Below are 20,345 nucleotides of genomic sequence, written 5' to 3'. Positions count from 1 at the left end.
AGTCTCCCATTATGTAAAAAAGCCATTTAATAAAGTAAATACTTTATCAAATGGCTAATATTATGCTCTAACAAATTCAAATCTTATGCTTTTAAGAAATCCGGATCTAAATATGCTGGGTTTGGATATTTGTAGAAACCTTCCCCTGTAGCTTTTCCCATTTTCCCTTTATCGATAAATTGAGTTTTCAACATATCAGCTATAGGTTGTACTGCTGGATTATGCTTTGCTTCTGTAGCAACAATATTATATGCAGTTTGTAATCCAACAACATCTAGAATAGCAAAAGGTCCTAATGGTGCTCCTGTTGCTAGCATCCATGTCTTATCTATTGTTTCAGGATCAGCCACACCTTTCGCTAACAATGCTTGACCAGCGCTTAAAAATGGAACCAATAAAGAATTTAAAATATAGCCAGGTTGTTCTTTAAGAATATGAAGAGGAATCATACCAATTGATTTTGCAAAATCAATCACTTCTTGTTCGTATTTTTTGTCTGTTCCTGGATGTCCCATTACTTCAGCAGTATTGTTTTTCCATACTTCGTTCGCAAAATGTAATGCTAAGAATTTTTCTGGGCGACCAGTATAATCAGCAAATTGACTAGGAACCATTGTTGATGAGTTAGAAGCAAAGACTGTTTTTTCTGGCGCAACAGTTGCTAAATCTTGATAGAATTTAATTTTAATCTTTTCTAATTCTGGAATTGCTTCGATGATTAAATCTGCATCTTTGACAGCTTCTTTTAAATTTGAACTAAATGTAAAACGTTCAAGTGCTTCTGCTGCTTTTTTTGCATCATTGAAATATGTTGCATAAGTATCTTTTAAACCAGTTAGACGTTCTTTTGCTTTTTCTAATGCAGCATCATTAATATCATAAACACTTACATTATAGCCATGAAATGCAGTTTGAAAAGCAATTTGACTTCCTAGAACACCACTACCTGCTACAGTTACATTTTTGAAATTCATATAAATGATCTCCTTTTGAACGCATATTATCATTACAATTTTATTATTACTATTTTCTCCTTTAAAAGTCAATAAAAAAGTAAGTATTTACTTACTTTTAATAGAGTTATAGTTTCCAATAAAAAAAGCTAAATCTCAAGACAATTTAAACTAAGTAAAAATGTCTTTTTGATTAGCTATTTTTTAATGGATGATGTATTTTCACCATATATTATTTTAGATGAATCTCATTTGAATCTTTAACAAACTGGATTAAATTGAATGTTTTATCGTTTCAAACCCTAAATATAGACAAAGTAGAGATAATAGAAAAGCAACAACATTTTCTGTTTTACTTCCTGTACGTGTTGTTATTGGAAATCGCACCATTATGTTCAGTGGGAACAATAACATAATCCCTTTTTTGGTGAACATATCTAAAATATAGTGACTGATCATACCAATTAAAATCCCCGCTATAATTGAATCGTTTGAAATATATCTTGTCATTAGCAATATCATAAGAATCAGAAAAAGTAAACTATGCGTAATAGATCTGTGACCAAATAGTGTGTTTACGATTTTTGAAATGATAGGAAATGTCCTTCCTATTTTACTGCCTGTATGACAAATATCTGGAAGTAACGCGCCAAATACACTTGCACCAACTAATATTATTGGATCATAATTTGTAATTTGTACAAAAGCAAGACTTGATGCAATTCCGCCTAAGATGTGAGTATTTCCTGTCATGCTTTTTTCTCCTTAATTATTCTAATATAGCAATGTAATGATTTTACACTATTTTAAATGAAATTTGTATTATTACTTACTTTTCTATATTCCACACTCATTTATAAAGAATATTGCCTATCAAAATAGTTACGATAATCTCCACTTATAATTTTCTGCCACCAGTATTTGTGTTCTAAATACCAGTTAATCGTTTGTTGTATACCTGATTCGAATGTATATGTCGGTTCCCATCCAAGTCTTTTTATTTTTGTGGGGTCTATTGCATAACGTAAATCATGTCCTAACCGGTCTGGCACAAATTCTATTAACTTTTCTGATTTTCCAAGCGTATGGATAATCGTTTTTGCCACTTCTAAATTTGTTCGTTCATTATGACCACCGATATTATAAACTTCTCCATTGATGCCTTTATGCAAAACTAGCTCAATCGCTTTACAATGATCATATACATGTAACCAATCTCTAATATGATTTCCTACTCCGTATATGGGAACTTTTTGATCGTTCAATACTCGAGTAATTGTCAATGGAATAAGCTTTTCTGGGAAATGAAACGGTCCATAATTATTAGAACAACGTGTAATATTTATCGGTAAATCATATGTTTCGTGATAAGAACGTACTAGCAAATCTGATGAAGCTTTACTGGCACTATATGGACTATTAGGTTGTAAAGGCGTATCTTCTGTGAAATATGATGTGGGATTCAAGTCTAACTGCCCATATACTTCATCTGTGGATATATGAACAAATTTCTGAACTTTTGTCTCTTTTGCTGCCTCTAGTAAAACATGAGTTCCCACTACATTTGTTTGAACAAAAATTCCTGGATTCTTTATCGACCGGTCCACATGACTTTCTGCTGCAAAATGAACGACATAATCAAATTTCTCTTTTTCAAATAGAGGAATAATTGTATCTACGTCTGTAATATCAGCTTTAACAAAATGGTAATTCCCCATTTTCTCAATGGATTGATGCTTTGTTAAGTCTCCTGCATAAGTCATTAAATCTAAATTGTAGATTTCATATTCAGGATATTTATTAACCATATATTGTACAAAATTTCCACCGATAAATCCTGCACCGCCAGTAATGAGTATTTTTTTTCTCATCAAATCCACCTCCGATTAAACGGCTTATGCTTATGCTAATATTTTTCCAGATGATTGCAGTGCAATCTCTTCTAAATATTGTCCGTACTCTGTTTTCATAAGGGGTTTTGCAAGCGCAAGTAATTGTTCTTGCGTAATATACCCTCTTCTATAAGCAATTTCCTCAATACACGCAATGTACATTCCTTGTCTTTTTTGAATAGCTTCCACATAATTAGATGCTTGTTGAAGAGATTCGTGAGTACCTGTATCCAACCAAGCAAGTCCTCTTCCTAAAACCTCTACTTTTAACTTTTGACTTTTTAAATAATGCTCAATAATTGACGTAATTTCCTTTTCACCTCTGGCCGATGGTTGTACATTTTTTGCAATACTCACTACATCATTATCGAAGAAATATAATCCTGGCACCGCATAAGAGGATTTTGGAAATTCAGGTTTTTCTTCTATTGAAATAGGATTTCTATCTTTATCTACTTCAACTACACCATAAGCACTTGGATCTTTTACATGACAGCCAAATATAACGGCACCAGTTGTTAATGTTGATACTCTTTGAAGTCGATTACCAAAATCTGAGCCATAAAATATATTGTCACCTAAGACTAATGCTACTGGTGAATTACCTATAAACTTTTCCCCAATAATAAATGCCTCAGCCAAGCCATTTGGTTCTGTCTGCACTTCATAAGTCAAGTTGATACCTAGTGATGTGCCATCTCCTAAAAGTTCTTGGAAACTAACGATATCTCGAGGAGTTGAAATAATTAAAATGTCTGTAATACCAGCTAACATAAGAACCGATAAGGGATAATAAATCATTGGTTTATCATATATAGGAAGCATTTGTTTCGATACAGCCTTTGTCAAAGGATATAGTCTTGTACCAGATCCTCCCGCTAATATAATCCCTTTCATCTAGTACTTCCCCCTTTTATGATTCTACAAATTTGATCAACATCTTCTAAATCAAAATCAGCATAGAGCGGTAACGTTAATACTCGGTCAGCTATATAGTTTGCAACGGGTGTATCATTCGGATTAAATCTATTTCTGTAACATTCAAAACTATTTGTAAGTGGATAAAAATATTTTCTAGCAAAAATATCCTGTTCTTTTAACAGCTCCCATACTTCATCTCTAGAAAATTTATAATTATCAAATACAACAGGGAAATAAGCATAATTACTTTTTACATCTTGTTGAATAAACGGGAATTTAATTCCTTTAATTTCACTTAGTTGCTCTATATATCTTTCATATACACATTTTCTTTTTTGTATTTCTTTCTCGACATTTCGAAGATTGCAAAGTCCCATCGCAGCTTGAAATTCGTTCATTTTTGCATTGCCACCCACATACTCGATAGACTCTGGTCCTGTTATCCCAAAGTTTTTATATGCATTTAATACTGGTATAAGCTGAGGGTCCTTAAAAGTTAACGCCCCTCCTTCAATGGTGTTAAACACTTTTGTTGCATGGAAACTAAACATGGAGGCATCACCAAAATTAGCAACACTCTCTCCTTTATATGTAATACCAAATGCATGCGCTGCATCATAGATGACTTTTAAATTGTATTTTCGTGCGAGTCTTTCTATATCCTCAACATTACAAATATTCCCATACACATGAACTGGAACAATTGCTGATGTATTTTCTGTTATTAAGCTTTCTAGTTGATTTGTTTGGATTGTGTAGTCTTCGGGGTTAATATCACAAAATACAGGCTTCAGGCCATTTCTTACAATAGCGTGTGTTGTGGAGGCAAAGGTGAAAGGTGTCGTGATAACTTCTCCTTTTAAATTAAATGCGGAAAGTGCATTCTCTAATGCAAGATGACCATTAGAAAAAAGAGAAAGGTTTGGCACATTTAAATAATCTAATAGTTTTTGTTCAAGCTCTTGATGTTTCGCCCCCATATTCGTCAACCAATGTGTCTCCCACAGATCTTTTATTTCTTCTATATATTCTTCAAAAGGTGGAATTGAGGATTTTGTTACTTGGATAGGAGTGAACATTAATGTTATCACCTCATATTCTATATAATATTAATGATTATTCAATATTACTTTAACCAAATCAGTGATATTCTCCATCTTCTCTTGCATTTCTTCAATTGAAGTAAACTTCAAAATCATTAATCCAATTTTTTGATGGGAACCTGTCAAAGCCTCAATATAATCTCCTGGCTGTACCACTAATTCAAATTCAACAATATTATTTTTCAAAGCTTCATTTAACCAAACCTCTTTAAAAATACCTGTTTGTTGACTATTAAGAATATACATGCCCCAATAACCTTTTGATGGGGCCATTTTTAAATCGCTACAATTTCCTCCTAATGCTGCCTTTATTGTATATTCCAATAAATCAACTCCAGTTGCATACTTTGTAGTTTGAGAAACCCATTCTCCACCATTACGAGCTGCAATTTCCATCAAATAAACATTACCTAAATTATCAACAATAATTTCAAAATTATATGCGCCTGTTTTCAATTTTAGTAAATTTAGGAGTCTCTGAATTTCATCATGAATTTTATTTTGAACTTGTTCAGGTAAATAATTTGGCCAACTAGAACCAATTGGAACAAATGGATTTAATCCTGATTTAGGGAATATTGTGTTTGCAAAACTTCTAAATACAAGTTCCCCATTAACCGAAAAACCATCTCCTGAAACAAAATTACCTTTACTTTCAATATACTCTTCTACAATAAAACGCTTAGACCTTGAAAAACTCAAAGCATATTCTACTTTCTGTTTAAAAAATTCCATTGAATCTATTTTTGAGACTCCTTTACTACCTGAAGAATCAACTGGTTTGATCATAATAGGAAACTTAAATTTATGAAGATCTGACATTGCTTCTTTCAAGGAGCTATATCCTTGTGATTTGGGGACATTAAAATTATTTTTCTTTTGAAATTCTCTAAATTTATCTTTCATAGATAATATTTCAACTGATTTATATGGTTGAGATGACAATCCTAAGCGCTCTCCTACATATGCTGCTGTTGGTGCACCTGGATCTGATGCGTAACAAACAATTCCATCTATGTTTAATGATTTTGCTAAAGCAAGTACTCCTTCTTTATCAGTCGTACTGACATTATAATATTCATGAGCATATTTATGACCAGGATTATCTTCTAAATAATCACATGTAATAACATAATGCCCCATTTCAATTGCAGTTTTAATAATTGGAATCTGAATATATGAACCACCAAGCATTAATAATCTTTTTATTTTAATTCGCCTCTTTTTCAATTATTAATTTTGTTTTTTTGTTTGCAAGTACCTCTTTTAAAGATTTTATAAGATATGAGAAACATTCAACTTTAAAAATGATTGATAAACCAACATAAATTATTATCCCAATTGTAATTTGAACAAGTAGCATTATTATAGGATTCAAACTGGCCCAATGAATTGTATATACTATCCCCCCCATTATTAAAGATAAAATTAACGAAGGAATAATATCTTTACATTGCTCTTGAATACTATAATTAAGAAGTTTAACATTAGGACTAGCATTAATAAAAAATGATATAACACTACTCAAAATCACTCCTAATGCCATTACATGAGCACCGAAGGGTATACAAATAATTAAAATTATACAAGATACGATTGTTTTGATAATTCCTAGTTTCAAAAATACATCACTGCGTCCTAGAGCATTTATTGCTTGTAAATTCGCTGTATGAATTGGCAATAAAGCATAGGCAGCACAGAAGATTTGAAGATATGGAACAACTTTAGACCATTTATTTGTTAATAAAATCTCAATCAGTGGATCTGCAATTACAGCAAGTCCTATCATCACTGGAAAAATAATAAATGTTCCGGTGACAATAGATCTTCTAACGATATCTTTTAATCTTTTTCTATCTTCCTGAAAGAACGATAAGGTTGGCAACATTACGGATTGTATTGAACCATTTATATTGTTTACAAGCAAGTTTGGAAATTGTTCTCCTCTATTGTAAAATCCAAGTGTAGTCGGACTAAATAATTTACCCACTATTAAACTTTGTAAATTTATATATAGTGTGTCTAGTAAATCAGAAACTAAAAGCTTCCAACCAAAAGAAAAGAGATTTTTAATTCTTTCAAACGAAAAAACTAGTTGAGGTCTCCATTTAAGGGCAATCCATAATATTAAAGTAAGAACAAATTGATTTGATAATTGTTGTACTACAATAGCCCAGACTCCAAAATTTAAATATGCCATGACGATTCCAACCGGCCCAGAAATTATAATTGCACCAAGACTACTAACAAAAAGCTTTTTAAACTGCAGATTACGAGCAATAATTGCAATTTGAATAGAATTTAATGCTCCAAAAAAAAGTATTAACGAGAGTACTCTAAGTACAATAATGAAATCCTTTTGATCAAAAAAAGTTGCTATTAATGGTGCAGTAGTATAAAGAAATATATAAAGTAAGGTTGCTATAAAGATGTTAAAATAAAATACTGAAGAAAAGTCAATAATATCAGCATCTTTCTTTTGAATAATAGCGGTATTAAAGCCACTTTGTACTAAAACTCTTCCAACAACTACAAAAACCATTACCAATACGATTAACCCAAATTGATCTGGTCCTAAAAAACGTGCTAGTACAATAACTACTATAAATTGGATACTTTGCGTTCCAATTCTTTCTAAAATTCTCCATATTAAAGAAGATATAACTTTTGATTTTGTTACCATATAGCCCACTTGACCAACCGCCTTCTGATAAATTTAAGGAAATTCAGAAAAGACGGACAATATTGATTCATTAAAATGATACACTTTCTTCTTATACTCAAATTTTAATATATGCTAAATAGTTCTTTAGATTTTAATTCACTAAATTTTCTTTGTTCTACTAAAAGAAAAAAGCGATTTTTAAGTATTGTTTTTTCTATTATTTTTTGATACTGATAATTTGTATATAGATTTAATTCATGTAGCATTTTTTCAATATTCTTAAAGTGATCTTTCTTATCTTCCAAGTTAGTGAAATTTAACATAGTCCAAGATTCCTCATCTCCAATTCTATATGCTGACATAATTTCATCTATATAATATACCTTCCCTAATAACGCTAAATGAATAGCTAATGGATAATCTCCTACTGGAGAAATTTGAACAAATCTAGGTCTATTAAGTACCAATTCTGTTAAACAAAACATCGAGTTGGTTAGAAAAAGACCTCCCCCTTCTTCAATCACTTCAGAAACTTTATAGATTTTGTTTCCTTTATGTGAATGATATTTAGCAATAAGTTTTTTATCTAAAGCAGAAACTATGTTACCAGCATGTACGCATAAACTACATTCTGGATGTTTTTCCATATAGTCCACTTGCTTTTGAAGTTTATACTGATCTATCCAGAAATCATCACCTTCACAAATGGCGAGATATTTTCCTTTGGCTCTATTTATATTAAACATTTCAATTGAAACACCTTTTGAATACTGATTTTCCAATTGATATATAGGTTTTATAATTTCCGGATATTTTTCTTCGTATTTTCGAATAATTTCTGCAGTCCTATCTGTAGATGCATCATCATAAATTAAAATTTCAAATTTAAAATTTGTTTTTTGCATTAAGAAGCTGTCAAGTGCATCAGCTATATACTTTTCATGGTTATACGTTATACAGTTAATACTCACTAAAATATTTTCCATTTATAATACTCTCCCTGATTCATGATATTATTAAGCTCAATATAATTAAGTTATTTTTTGTTTGGTAAATTTTTGTTTGATCAATAAAACGTATTCAAACAATGTCATACAAACTCTAAATCCTAAAACTCCACATATTAAAGCTGTCACCTTTTTAATAATTCCTTTTCCGCATTTTAAAACAGCTCGATTTTCTTGTAATAATTTAACCGTTTTATTTTTTTCTATGTTAGTGAATTTTCCAGAAAACCAAATTGCAACAAAATAGCGAGTACAAAGATTATTTAATAACTGAATTTTAAGATTATTATTAATTACTCTTTTTTTAAGTTCTTCATACCAAAACTTTGAGATTAGAATTCCGTCATTGATATCTTTATTTGTTAAGTTAGTTGTAATAGCTCCGCTTCTTTCTTGTCTATAAACATATAATGATTTATCGTAAAATCTTACTTTTCTTGCTTTTAAAAATAGCTGAGGTGTCCAAAGAACATCCTCGTAATGTTTTCCTTTTTCGAAAAATAACTTATTTTGAAGAATAAATTTTCTATTTATAAGGTATAGAACAGCATACCAATTAAAGTTTTTGTTATGCGTAAAAATGTATTCAAGAAAAGTTTTACCATCTGTATTTCTTATTTTCCTACTGATTTTAATATTTGATTCTACTACTATATTTCTTTGCTGGTACAATATTTTATATTTAAAAAAAATAAAATCTAAAGTAGTAGAGTTTATTAATATTTCAACTAAGTCATATAAAAAATCTTCTGCCCAATAATCATCAGAATCTATGAATATTAAATAATCACCAGTAGCGTTTAATATTCCAACATTTCTAGCATCAGATAGGCCCCCGTTTTCTTTATTTATTAATTTAATGCAACGATATTTTTGGGCATAGTTTTCACATATTACTTTACTATTATCCGTAGATCCATCGTTTATTAATAAAACTTCCAAATTATTATAGGATTGCATTAAGACACTCTCTATACATTGAGCTAAATAATCTTCAACATTATAAACCGGAATAATAACACTGATTTTCATATAAATTTCTCCCTGAGTTAATTAATCTAAAATTTTAATATATTTATTTTTAAAGTAGTATTCATTATTATTAAATATATTTGTATACGGAGTTTGAAAAGACTCTACTGAGTCTAATCCTGTAAGCCTTTCTAGAGAATTTAACTCTTTCGTTAAATAAAGTACACTTAAAATAATTAAACATATAGAATAAATTAATTTATTCATTCTATCTTTATATAGATAGTAAAAATTTGTGAATAATATTATATTTAAAACCCCTCCATAAAGAGCAATTCTTGCTGCTGAAAGTTCAGAGAATTTAAATATAAAATAAAAACAATAACTTAGGATGTAAATATTAATTAATTGTTTTGAATGCTCACCCTTTGATATATAAAAATCGTAATAGAAAAAGGCAATTATTAAAAACAAGATTCTGATAACACTTTGAAAATCAAGTATATTATTTACTCCGGAATAAGGTGTTGTATAAGGTAATATTCTATCAATAAAAGGTATTCCATTTAATTGACTTATTAATGGACCAATTGGTAACAAGGATATAAGAATGCTAAATACCACTAAATATATAAGCGTTTTTTTCTTAAGATCTATTTTAGAAATATAATATAAGGGTATTAGTATGATAGATGATAAGTGTATTAATGCTAATAATAAGGTTATTATTATTAGCTTTATTACTTTATCCTTCTCGATACATTGAATTAAGTAATATATCCCTATTGCTAAAGTAAGTCCTTGTCTTAATCCACTAAATGTCCAAACAAAATAATAGAAGCAAAAGTAGAGCAATAAGGAAAGTACTGGATTATCACTATACTTCAAGCATATTTTACTAATGTAATACAAGTTAATAATTGCAATCACTATAAGATATTGTTGGTAGGAAAAACCTAATCCTTTTAAGAATGAGCCGAAAATTCTAAAGAAAATTTCCTGTTGATCAACACCATGTAAAAACTCGTTAATTGGAGATATGTTTAATCTATTAAATAAATATTGATATGCAAAATAATCAGGTCCTACGCCATATCGAAAAAAAGCAACTAACGATAAAAATGATAGAAAGAATAAAAAAATCATTTTACTTTTACCATTTATAAATGCAAAAAAAAGACCAAAAGCATAAATAGCATAATACATACTGAATCACCTTCTTCTATTAGATACTATTTATGTAAGTGGAGATATACTCATTATATTTATCCTTTTTGCAATATAATTGAGCTCTTTTCAAACAATTATTAGAATAACTAGATTTCCCTTTGTGAAGCAGATTTTCTATCGCTTTACTTAATTGATCTCTATTTTCTTTTTTGATTAATATGCCACACCTTTCATCTATATTTTCTGAACATCCTCCAGAATCAAATGTTATTACAGGCACACCACAAGCTAATGCTTCGATATTGGTCATTCCCATCACCTCTTCTAATGTTGGATTTACAAACACATCTGCAGCTGAATAAATTTCCACTAATCCCTTAACATCTTGAAGATTTCTAATTCCAATTATGTTTTGCGGTAGAGTTTCAATTTGTTTTTTTGTTAATCCAACCAAAACAATCACTTTATCTTTAGTAACTTTTTCTGAAAGATTTAAGAAGTATTCAATTCCTTTTTTAGTATTCCATACATTAGCTATTCCTAATATGATAGACTTTTTTTCTATATTATATTTCATTCGAAAATCACTTATTGTAGGTTTAAATTTTTCTAAATCTAAACCGTTATTGATAACTTTAATCGGATATTCTTTTAAAAAGGAACCTTTCACTAAATTAGCAAGCCATTTAGATGGAGTTATGATGGTAAGATTTTTTACACCTGTAAATATCTCCATTTTCTTTTTATAATTCAAATTTGAACAATCTAATAAAAAACTAGATGGATATTCGCTTTTTTGTGGGCATAAATGACATCCCTTCTTCCACTTATCACATTGAATAAAATCAAAATGAGAGCAGTGCCCTGTAAATGCCCAACAATCATGTAATGTCCAAATAACAGGTTTATCAACCTTTTTTAGATAATCAAATAACACTCCTATATTGATGTAATATCCATGAATGTTATGTAGATGAATTACATCTGGATTAATTTTTTCAACCTTCTTTATAAACTCCTTAGTTGCTTTCTTCGATCCAAATCCATGTTTATCAGATAACCGTGTTAAAGCAACATGAGTATAATTATCAAATTCAGTCCCAATTCGAATAGCATTTTCGCAATTTATCGCTTGCCCTCTACCATACGCGATATAACTTTCATGTCCTTGTTCTAACAAAATATGATGGATATCCGTTGCAATCCTTCCAGTACTCCCTATCCCACAAACTGAGTTTATCTGTAATACTTTCATAAATTTTTACCCCATACAACCCGATTCACATAATCTGTATACGATAAAACGATTCTTAACACTTTCTCTGATACATTCGGCATACTGTAGTCACTAACTGGTCGAAATGTATTTATGTTTTGTTGTTCTAGTATCTCTAATCCTTGTAAGATTCGTTCTTTCTTTAACCCAACCATCATCACAGAAGCTTCTTCCATGGCTTCAGGTCTTTCATGAGCTTGTCTTATATTAAGTGCTTTGAAACCTAAGATGGATGATTCTTCACTAATGGTACCGCTATCGCTAAGTACTGCTTTTGCTTTAGTTTGAAGTTTGACATAATCATTAAATCCTAGTGGTTTTAAGACTTTAACGAATGGATGAAATTCAATTTCTTTTGCTTGCATCCTATTTCTTGTTCTGGGGTGTGTGCTGATGATGATTGGTAAGCGATAGTTTTCTGCAAGTGTATTGATTGTTTCTACTAAATCTGTGAAGTTTGTTTCTGAATTGATATTTTCTTCTCTATGGGCTGATACTACAAAATATTTTCCCTCTTCAAGATCTAACTTTTCGAGGACATTTGATTTTTCAATATTTTCCTTTCTTGAATGAAGCACTTCAAACATAGGACTTCCTGTTTTGATGATTCTATCTGCTGGCAGCCCTTCTCTTAGTAAATATTCTCTCGCAATATCACTGTAGGTTAGGTTAATGTCAGCAATATGGTCGACAATTTTCCGATTGGTTTCTTCAGGTACTCTTTGGTCAAAACATCTGTTTCCTGCTTCCATATGGAAAATTGGGATATGTCTTCTTTTTGCTGCTATAGCACATAAGCAGCTGTTGGTATCACCTAATACCAAAAGAGCATCTGGATTTACTGCTTCTAAGATGGGATCAATTTTCACTAATATATTGCCGATTGTTTCAACAGCTGTTCCTGTAGCAGCATTTAAGAAAAAATCCGGCTTTTTTAAGTTGAAATCGTGAAAGAAAACGTCATTTAATTCATAATCATAGTTTTGTCCTGTGTGTATAAGCGTATGTTCAATTGCTTTTGATTCATTTAATTTACGAATAACGGCTGATAGTCTAATGATTTCAGGTCTAGTTCCAACGACGGTCATAACTTTTAATTTTTTCATCAGCTAAACCTCCAAAAAATACGTATCAGGTTTATCAGGTTCAAAGCATTCATTTACCCACATAATGGTTACTAAGTCACTGTCTCCTACATTAACAATTGAATGTGTATACCCAACAGGAATATCTACAACTTCTGGTTTTTCTCCACTTACTCGATATTCAATGATTTCTTGTGAATCTAATTTTCTAAAACGAATCAATCCGTCTCCACTAACAACTAAAAATTTTTCGTTTTTTGTATGATGCCAGTGATTGCCTTTTGTTATTCCCGGTTTTGTAACATTAACAGAGACCTGACCTCTTTCAGGTGTTCTTAAAAATTCTATAAATGCTCCACGATGATCCGTATTCATCTTTAAATTATAGGAAAATTCATTTTCTGGTAAAAAGCTTAAATACGTACTGTAAAGCTTTTTCGTTAATGCGTCTTCCATATTTGGGATCGTCAAATTGGTTCTACTTTCTTTAAAACTTCTTATAAGCTCTGCTAGTTTTCCGAGTTTAACTTTATAGGTTACAGGAACCTCATAATAATTACCTTGAACAGTAGTCGTATCTTTTAGTATTTTCAAGAATTCATCTATTACATCATCTATATAGCATAGAGTGATTTTCGCTTCGGGATTCGAAATCTCAATATCTAGATTTCTTGATATGTTATGGCAGAATGTTGCAACCACTGTGTTGTAGTTTGGTTTACTCCATTTACCGAATACATTTGCTAAACGGAAAATAAAAACTTCCGCTCCTTCATTCTCAGAGTATTCTAGTAGTAAATCTTCAGCTGCTCTCTTACTTTTGCCATAAAGATTATCTATTTCAGCTTGAATTGAAGAGGTGAAAATAATAGGTGCTTTGTTATTATGTTTTTTTAACAATTCTATTAATTGGGCAGTTAAATATAAATTTCCTTCTAAAAATTCTTGCTCATTCTTGGGCCTATTCACACCTGCTAGATGAAAAACAAAATCACATTCTTTTGTACATTGTTCAAGATAAGCACTATCACTTTCTCTAGTAACTTGTAATATATCGTTATAGCCTTTATTTTGTAACTCAGCAATCAGATTTTTTCCTATGAATCCCTTAGCACCTGTGACAAGAATCTTCATATAATCATTCCACCTTTATCTGAGTAAATGAATTTCGTTATTCCATTTTTTTAGCTCATTTTTTACATAGTCTAGGTTTAACAATCTTTCTTTTATTTCTTCAATATTTAAAATATGTGTATTGTTAGAGTTGTATTCTTCTATTTTCGTTAGCTTTTTACTGCCTTCAACAAAGTATTTATCGTAGTTCAAATTTCGTTGGTCTGCAGGAACTCTAAAAAATCCTCCTAAATCTTCAGCAACTACATATTCTTCTTTGGTCAAAAGTGTTTCATATTGCTTCTCTCCATGTCGGGTGCCAATTATTTTAATATCGTTGTCAGCATTAAAAAGTTCTTTTATGGCTTGTGCTAAATCTCTAATAGTACTCGCTGGTGATTTTTGAACCATGATATCTCCAGCAACTGCATGTTGGAATGCAAAGACAACTAGTTCGACTGCTTCTTCTAAGTTCATCAAAAATCTTGTCATATTAGGATCAGTCAAAGTTAAAGGCTGTCCATTTTTAATTTGCTCTATAAATAACGGAATAACGGATCCTCGCGAAGCCATTACATTGCCATACCTAGTTCCACATATGAGTGTTTTTTCAGGATTTACTGTTTTAGATTTAGCCACAAACACTTTTTCCATCATAGCTTTTGAGATTCCCATCGCATTAATGGGATATGCTGCCTTGTCTGTTGAAAGACAGATTACTTTTGCTACTTCATATTCAATTGCAGCTGTCAAAACATTATCTGTTCCTAGTACATTTGTTTTCACTGCTTCAAGCGGAAAAAATTCACATGATGGTACTTGTTTTAGTGCAGCTGCATGGAAAATGTAATCTACTCCATGCATTGCATTTTTTACACTTGCAATGTCTCTTACATCCCCTAAATAAAACTTTAGCTTATCGCTTTTATATTGTTTTCGAATATCCTCCTGTTTCTTCTCATCTCTGGAGAAAATCCTTATTTCTTTTATATTTGTATCTAAAAATCGTTTCATAACTGCGTTACCAAAGGAACCTGTACCACCCGTAATCAACAATGTTTTGCCCTTGAACATTTTTCAGCCCCCTAATTTTATTAATGATTCTTCTAAAGTCGATATAAAACTCTTTTTGCTATAATTTTTAATGTAATAATCGTATCCATTTGCCCCCATCAATTTTTGTTGATTACTATCACAGAATTCCAAGATTATTTTTGATAATTCTTTATAATCATCTGCATCACAACAATATCCGCAACCTGCCTCTTTTATAACTCGTCTCGTTTCCCCATTAATCGAACCAATTATAGGTTTATGTGCTGCCATATAAGACTGTACTTTTCCCGGTAGTGTATACGAAATAGTTTTATCATTTTTTAATGTTATCAACATCGCATCTGCAAAGCTGTAATATTGGGGCATTTCATTGATAGGTTTTTTACCGTAAAAAATAATATTGTTCAGTTTAAATTTTTTACTAAGTACAATACATTCTTCTAATTTTGATCCATCGCCTACTATATGAAACATAATGTTATTTTTTTCTTTCATTTCATTTGCTGCTTTTACAATTGTTTCTACACTTTGCATTTCTCCTATATTTCCAGCAAATACAAAGTTAAATTTTCTATTTTCCTTTTTTTCCTCTATTTCAGCAAATATATCTTCTGCATATTGTGGAATATGTTGTATATTTTCTATATTCATAAATAATTTGCTTTTAAAATATTCTTTAAACATACTTGATGTAACTGCTATTGAATCTACTGAACTATAAATCCATTTCGATATTATAAAAAATAGCTTATAAAATATTGAACCTTCTTTTATTCCACCTGCTATTAAACTAGCTGGCCATAAATCTAGACAATAAAGTAGAATCTTCCTGTTATATTTTTTCTTATAAACTATTGCCGGAATTGCCATCATGACTGGCGAAAGTTGGTTCACCAACACTACATCAAATTTTTCTTTTAGATTAAAAGCTTTTATAGAGGCTGATAATGTATAACTAATATAGTTTAAGAAAAGTTGAAACTTAGTGGTCCCTCTACCTATTTCAAAAGTTCGAACAACTTTTACACCATTAATTATTTCATTTCTTTTTTTTCCTCTACGATAATTTTCAAGTATTTTACCTTCTGGATAATTTGGAAGACCAGTTAAAACGGTCACATCATGGCCTTTCTCAACTAGTGATTCACAAATATCAGTAATTCGAAACGGCTCTGGGTAGTAATATTGGCAAATGACTAGTAAGTTCATTTATACTTAAGCCTCCTATATCTAAAACTACTTAGCCTTTAATCTCTTCGTTTCATGCTGAAAATCTTCTTTTTCTCCTTGCCCACCTTCTATAATTCCATCACTTTTTACTACATTTATAATAGTTAAGAAAAAACATTTACAATCCGTCCAAAAATTAAGCTTCCTCACATATTCCCCATCTAACTTTGCTTTGTGTTCAATAGGCAGTTCATCTCTTCCATTAACTTGTGCCCAACCTGTTAAACCCGGTTTAATATCATTCGCACGATATTTTTCTCTTTCTTCAATTAAATCGTATTGATTCCAAAGTGCTGGACGCGGTCCAATTATGCTCATATGTCCAACAAATATATTCCAAATTTGAGGCAATTCATCAAGTGATGTTTTTCTTAAGAACTTACCTAGTCTTGTAATATATTGATCAGGATTATCGAAAAGATGTGTCGGGATATTCTGTGGAGTATCTATTCTCATTGTCCGGAATTTTAAAATTTTGAATTGAGATTGATGTATGCCTATTCTATTTTGTTTAAACAGAATCGGCCCTTTTGAATCGATTTTTATCATTATCATTAACAATATAAATAATGGAGATAGAATAACTAAACCTAAAGTGGACAAAACAATATCAATCACTCTCTTAATTATCAAATACATCTCTTAACCTTCTTCCTTATGTCAGACACCTACCATTTCTACAACAGTAAGCATTGTTGTGAAATTTTTATCTTTGCTTTAATTTCTCTCTTACGGCTTTTTATCCTTTACATTAAGATATAAATGATTATATATATCGATGCTTTCCCTTATGTTCATTCTCTATCGACTTAAAAAGCGTTGAATGTCGTATCATTAAAGAAATTTTGAACTATTCTATCTAAATCTCGGATAATTCGACTAAATATATGATGAAATAGTTATATAAGATGTTACGCCTATAGTTCGCAAGATATTCCTTCGATAAAAGGAGGTAACCCACCTTTATATGTCATTCAAGGTACGTTAATGTTTAAAAACAGATTTATAGTCCTTTTTGTAGAGATCAACTATGCGCTTCTTATTAGAAAAGTTGCGCTTTTTAGGTAACTTTTGAGGGACAAGTTTAGATAATCTACATGCATCATATGAATTGAAGTTTTCTTTTATTCTTTGATTTTGGATGATGTTTTTAATTAGTCTGAGAAGAGGTAATAAAAAAGATTTTTTAATGAATGAAACTATTGAAGGAGGTAAGAAGGGCTGTCAATAAGTCTATATTTAAAAAGATATTTTGAATTGTTATAAGTTTGTCATTTCTGGTTGACTGACTAATATTCATTTTATGAAATAGTATGTTGATTGAAGCTGAAGGAGCACTTAGCGGGAACAGACAGAACTGAAAGCCACTACAGAAAAGAATTATTTTGTTAAAAAGAATATCTTCCTTCTTAGTTACACCTTTTAGTGAGGATGAGATCGAAGTTAGTACACGCAGAAAAAGTGTGTCTGTAAAGAAATCTACGGATCAAAGCGAAAAAATGCGAACATGGGAACGAATTCGTTCTCATACTCGCAATAATATTCAGTGTCCTACTCAAATTGACAGCATTTTTAATGGTTTTCATTAAAGACATGCTCACTATCAATATTAAAATATCTATAAACATCAACCTTTATATATTTTTCCTTTTTCGGTATTTTTAATGACCAACGCTCCTGATGAAATAAAACAATCCTTCCCTACTTTTATTTCATCATTAATTGTACTATTTATTCCTATAAAACAATTTTCACCAATTTCGCAGTTACCTGCAATGACTGCATGTGATCATATGAAGCAATGATCCTTAATTACAGATCGATGCCCTATATGGTTACCACTCCATAAAATAACGTTATTCCCTACACTTACATGGTGCTGTAATACGTTGTTTTCAAAGATAAAACAATTTTCCCCGATTGTTACATTCTTCCAAACAAAAGCATTAGAACTAACATAAGATGCTAATTCATACCCCTTATTTTTTGTTTCATGGTATAATCTCGTTCTTAATCTATTAAAATTAGTATAAGGAACTGCGACAAATGCTTTATATTCATTTGCCGGATAAATTTGATGTATCTCTTCAAAAGGAACGACTGGTAAATCATAAAGCTTTTCCATTTTTATATAGTCTTTCACAGCTGAAAAAGCAACTATTTCATATGGGGAATCGTAAGAAAAGTATTCATATGCAATTTCAGCTAACTCACCAGCTCCTACAATAACTAGCTTTTCGCCATTTTTCAAAGAGTTATCCATTATACTCACCCACTCTACCTTTTAAAGGTTTTAAAATGATCTATTACATTTTAGATGCCATAATATACGGAAAATATCTACTGGGAACTATATATCGATATTAGCGCTACAACTGGGAGGGATATTTAAATTAACGGATTATTTTCCACTAAATAAATATATGAATATTCTAGTGGCTTTATGTGAAAATTAATGGAAGATAGAATTAAAAGAATCTCAACTTACTACATTTAGAATTTTGGAGACTAATAGCCTTTTCAGTATAATTGAAAGATGAGTGTTAGTATTATTATAAAGTTATGAGCTTTTGTCCTATCAGTTCTTCACAAAGTCTGGCTAAAGGTAGGCCGACAACATTTAAATAGTCACCTTCGATACGTTCAACAAGAAATATGCCATCAGTTTGAATACCGTAACCACCTGCTTTATCAAATGGATCTCCGGTTGCTACATAAGCTTCTATTAACTGATCAGAAGCATCTTTAAAAACCACTTTTGTTGTTTCTACAAACGTTGTCTCTAAGCCATTTTCATCTATAATAGCAACAGCAGTTAATACTTCGTGCGATTTTCCACGAAGTGAATAAAGATGTGATAGTGCTTCTTCATGGTTTTTAGGTTTGTGTAAAAGGACATTATCCTTTACGACAATTGTGTCAGCGCCAATAATTACTTTGCCAGGTGCTTTTTTGGCGATATCGCGAGCTTTTAATAACGCGACTCCTGTCACATATTGGTCAACAGTTGATGCTTGTACACTTGTTTCTTCTACATCAGATGACATGATTTCAAAAGGGATATGTAATCTAGAAAATAGCTCTTTTCTTCTAGGTGAGGCAGATGCTAAGACGAATGATTTTGTTGTATGAAATTGCATTTTGTTCACTCCTTCGAATGTAATCATACATAAATTTGAAGGATTTTAGTAGTAAACAGTTCATGACAGGGATTTGACATTAAAAAAGCGAATATGAGAATGAATTGATGTTCTTCATTCTCATACTCGCAATAGAATAAATTTCGTCGACTTCCCCATCTTTATCGATTATGTGAATAATGCCCCGGATTAGGAATCGCACCAATTGTACTTACCCAGCGGTTCGTATAATTGAAAAATCCGGCAACGAATGCTGCTTCTAATATTTCATGATCATTGAAACCAACTGCTCGTAGTTTGTCTACTTCATCTGTTGTTAGTTCAGCAACATTTTTTGTTGCACGATAAGCATAATCGCAAAGTGCTCTTTGCTTTTCAGTTAATTCTGCTGAACGGTAATTATAAGTTAGCTTATCTACCCAAACAGGATCTTGTGTCAGCCCTCGAAGTATATCTCCATGTGTCGTCAAACAAAAAGTACATGAATTTGTAGATGATACGACGAGCCCTATCATCTCTTTGTCAATATTACTCAGATAACACGTTTGAGAATCAAATAAGGACTGTTTAAAGTCCAAAAATCCTTTAAATTGTTTCGCATTTAATGGAAGAATTTTAAACAAATGATTGAAGAAACCTTGTTGACTCAATTGTGTTTCAATTGTTGCATCAAATTCTTTTTGCAGTTCTTCTGGTACCTCTGTCTCATTTGGTGGTTCTAGATAAGAATATTTTGGTTCAGTTTTGGACATAATTTATCTC

Annotated in this window: 20 protein-coding genes; all 20 read right to left on the bottom strand. The window is 31.0% G+C overall.

Translation table 11 applies throughout. The features are described from left to right. Nucleotides 1-83: 83 nt before the first annotated feature. The 20 genes from D1606_RS14445 to D1606_RS14355 all read right to left on the bottom strand — a co-directional run bounded on the left by D1606_RS14445 (nucleotide 84) and on the right by D1606_RS14355 (nucleotide 20,335). On the bottom strand, nucleotides 84-974 hold the full coding sequence (locus tag D1606_RS14445; RefSeq protein ID WP_119416728.1) for a 3-hydroxyacyl-CoA dehydrogenase: 891 nt from the start codon (nucleotides 972-974) through the stop codon (nucleotides 84-86). Nucleotides 975-1,226: 252 nt separating this feature from the next. Next, nucleotides 1,227-1,706, bottom strand: a complete 480-nt coding sequence (locus D1606_RS14440) for a metal-dependent hydrolase (RefSeq protein WP_119416727.1) — start codon at nucleotides 1,704-1,706, stop codon at nucleotides 1,227-1,229. Nucleotides 1,707-1,807: 101 nt separating this feature from the next. Continuing rightward, nucleotides 1,808-2,827, bottom strand: coding sequence for a dTDP-glucose 4,6-dehydratase (rfbB, locus tag D1606_RS14435; protein WP_119416726.1), 1,020 nt, complete (start codon nucleotides 2,825-2,827; stop codon nucleotides 1,808-1,810). Nucleotides 2,828-2,854: 27 nt separating this feature from the next. Beyond that, nucleotides 2,855-3,742, bottom strand: coding sequence for a glucose-1-phosphate thymidylyltransferase RfbA (gene rfbA / locus D1606_RS14430; protein ID WP_119416725.1), 888 nt, complete (start codon nucleotides 3,740-3,742; stop codon nucleotides 2,855-2,857). Beyond that, nucleotides 3,739-4,845: a DegT/DnrJ/EryC1/StrS family aminotransferase gene (locus tag D1606_RS14425; RefSeq protein WP_119416724.1), complete on the bottom strand. Its 1,107-nt coding sequence runs from the start codon at nucleotides 4,843-4,845 to the stop codon at nucleotides 3,739-3,741. The genes rfbA and D1606_RS14425 overlap by 4 nt, the downstream gene beginning before the upstream one ends. Nucleotides 4,846-4,875: 30 nt before the next feature. Further along, entirely contained in the window at nucleotides 4,876-6,012 is a 1,137-nt protein-coding gene (locus D1606_RS14420) for an ATP-grasp domain-containing protein (RefSeq protein WP_199670763.1), read from the bottom strand. Between the two features lie 67 nt (nucleotides 6,013-6,079). Continuing rightward, a complete protein-coding gene (locus tag D1606_RS14415) occupies nucleotides 6,080-7,552 on the bottom strand; it encodes a lipopolysaccharide biosynthesis protein (protein WP_233548122.1) in 1,473 nt (490 codons plus the stop codon). 104 nt (nucleotides 7,553-7,656) lie between these two features. After that, on the bottom strand, nucleotides 7,657-8,520 hold the full coding sequence (locus D1606_RS14410; protein WP_119416721.1) for a glycosyltransferase: 864 nt from the start codon (nucleotides 8,518-8,520) through the stop codon (nucleotides 7,657-7,659). Nucleotides 8,521-8,565: 45 nt separating this feature from the next. Beyond that, nucleotides 8,566-9,573, bottom strand: a complete 1,008-nt coding sequence (locus tag D1606_RS14405; RefSeq protein WP_119416720.1) for a glycosyltransferase — start codon at nucleotides 9,571-9,573, stop codon at nucleotides 8,566-8,568. A 21-nt stretch (nucleotides 9,574-9,594) separates the two neighbouring features. Beyond that, nucleotides 9,595-10,719, bottom strand: a complete 1,125-nt coding sequence (locus D1606_RS14400) for an EpsG family protein (RefSeq protein ID WP_119416719.1) — start codon at nucleotides 10,717-10,719, stop codon at nucleotides 9,595-9,597. 19 nt (nucleotides 10,720-10,738) lie between these two features. Further along, a complete protein-coding gene (locus D1606_RS14395) occupies nucleotides 10,739-11,938 on the bottom strand; it encodes a glycosyltransferase (protein ID WP_119416718.1) in 1,200 nt (399 codons plus the stop codon). Continuing rightward, on the bottom strand, nucleotides 11,935-13,065 hold the full coding sequence (wecB, locus tag D1606_RS14390) for a non-hydrolyzing UDP-N-acetylglucosamine 2-epimerase (RefSeq protein WP_119416717.1): 1,131 nt from the start codon (nucleotides 13,063-13,065) through the stop codon (nucleotides 11,935-11,937). The genes D1606_RS14395 and wecB overlap by 4 nt, the downstream gene beginning before the upstream one ends. Before the next feature lie 3 nt (nucleotides 13,066-13,068). After that, nucleotides 13,069-14,178, bottom strand: coding sequence for a capsular polysaccharide biosynthesis protein CapF (locus tag D1606_RS14385; protein WP_119416716.1), 1,110 nt, complete (start codon nucleotides 14,176-14,178; stop codon nucleotides 13,069-13,071). Nucleotides 14,179-14,193: 15 nt separating this feature from the next. Then, complete coding sequence (locus D1606_RS14380; protein WP_119416715.1) at nucleotides 14,194-15,231, bottom strand: polysaccharide biosynthesis protein; 1,038 nt, start codon at nucleotides 15,229-15,231, stop codon at nucleotides 14,194-14,196. A gap of 3 nt (nucleotides 15,232-15,234) precedes the next feature. Continuing rightward, a complete protein-coding gene (locus tag D1606_RS14375; protein WP_119416714.1) occupies nucleotides 15,235-16,422 on the bottom strand; it encodes a glycosyltransferase family 4 protein in 1,188 nt (395 codons plus the stop codon). A gap of 27 nt (nucleotides 16,423-16,449) precedes the next feature. Next, nucleotides 16,450-17,082, bottom strand: coding sequence for a sugar transferase (locus tag D1606_RS14370; RefSeq protein ID WP_119416713.1), 633 nt, complete (start codon nucleotides 17,080-17,082; stop codon nucleotides 16,450-16,452). A 988-nt stretch (nucleotides 17,083-18,070) separates the two neighbouring features. Continuing rightward, nucleotides 18,071-18,166, bottom strand: a complete 96-nt coding sequence (locus tag D1606_RS19335; protein WP_369973812.1) for a hypothetical protein — start codon at nucleotides 18,164-18,166, stop codon at nucleotides 18,071-18,073. 66 nt (nucleotides 18,167-18,232) lie between these two features. Next, nucleotides 18,233-18,706: an LbetaH domain-containing protein gene (locus D1606_RS14365; RefSeq protein ID WP_199670762.1), complete on the bottom strand. Its 474-nt coding sequence runs from the start codon at nucleotides 18,704-18,706 to the stop codon at nucleotides 18,233-18,235. A 289-nt stretch (nucleotides 18,707-18,995) separates the two neighbouring features. Continuing rightward, entirely contained in the window at nucleotides 18,996-19,583 is a 588-nt protein-coding gene (locus D1606_RS14360) for a Maf family protein (protein WP_119416712.1), read from the bottom strand. 161 nt (nucleotides 19,584-19,744) lie between these two features. After that, entirely contained in the window at nucleotides 19,745-20,335 is a 591-nt protein-coding gene (locus D1606_RS14355) for a peroxidase-related enzyme (protein ID WP_119416711.1), read from the bottom strand. Nucleotides 20,336-20,345: the final 10 nt, after the last annotated feature.

The organism is Rummeliibacillus sp. POC4, from assembly GCF_003576525.1.
In the GTDB taxonomy this organism is placed as follows: domain Bacteria; phylum Bacillota; class Bacilli; order Bacillales_A; family Planococcaceae; genus Rummeliibacillus.
The sequence above is the reverse complement of the archived record's forward strand: the minus strand, read 5'-3'. Positions and strand labels throughout refer to the sequence as shown.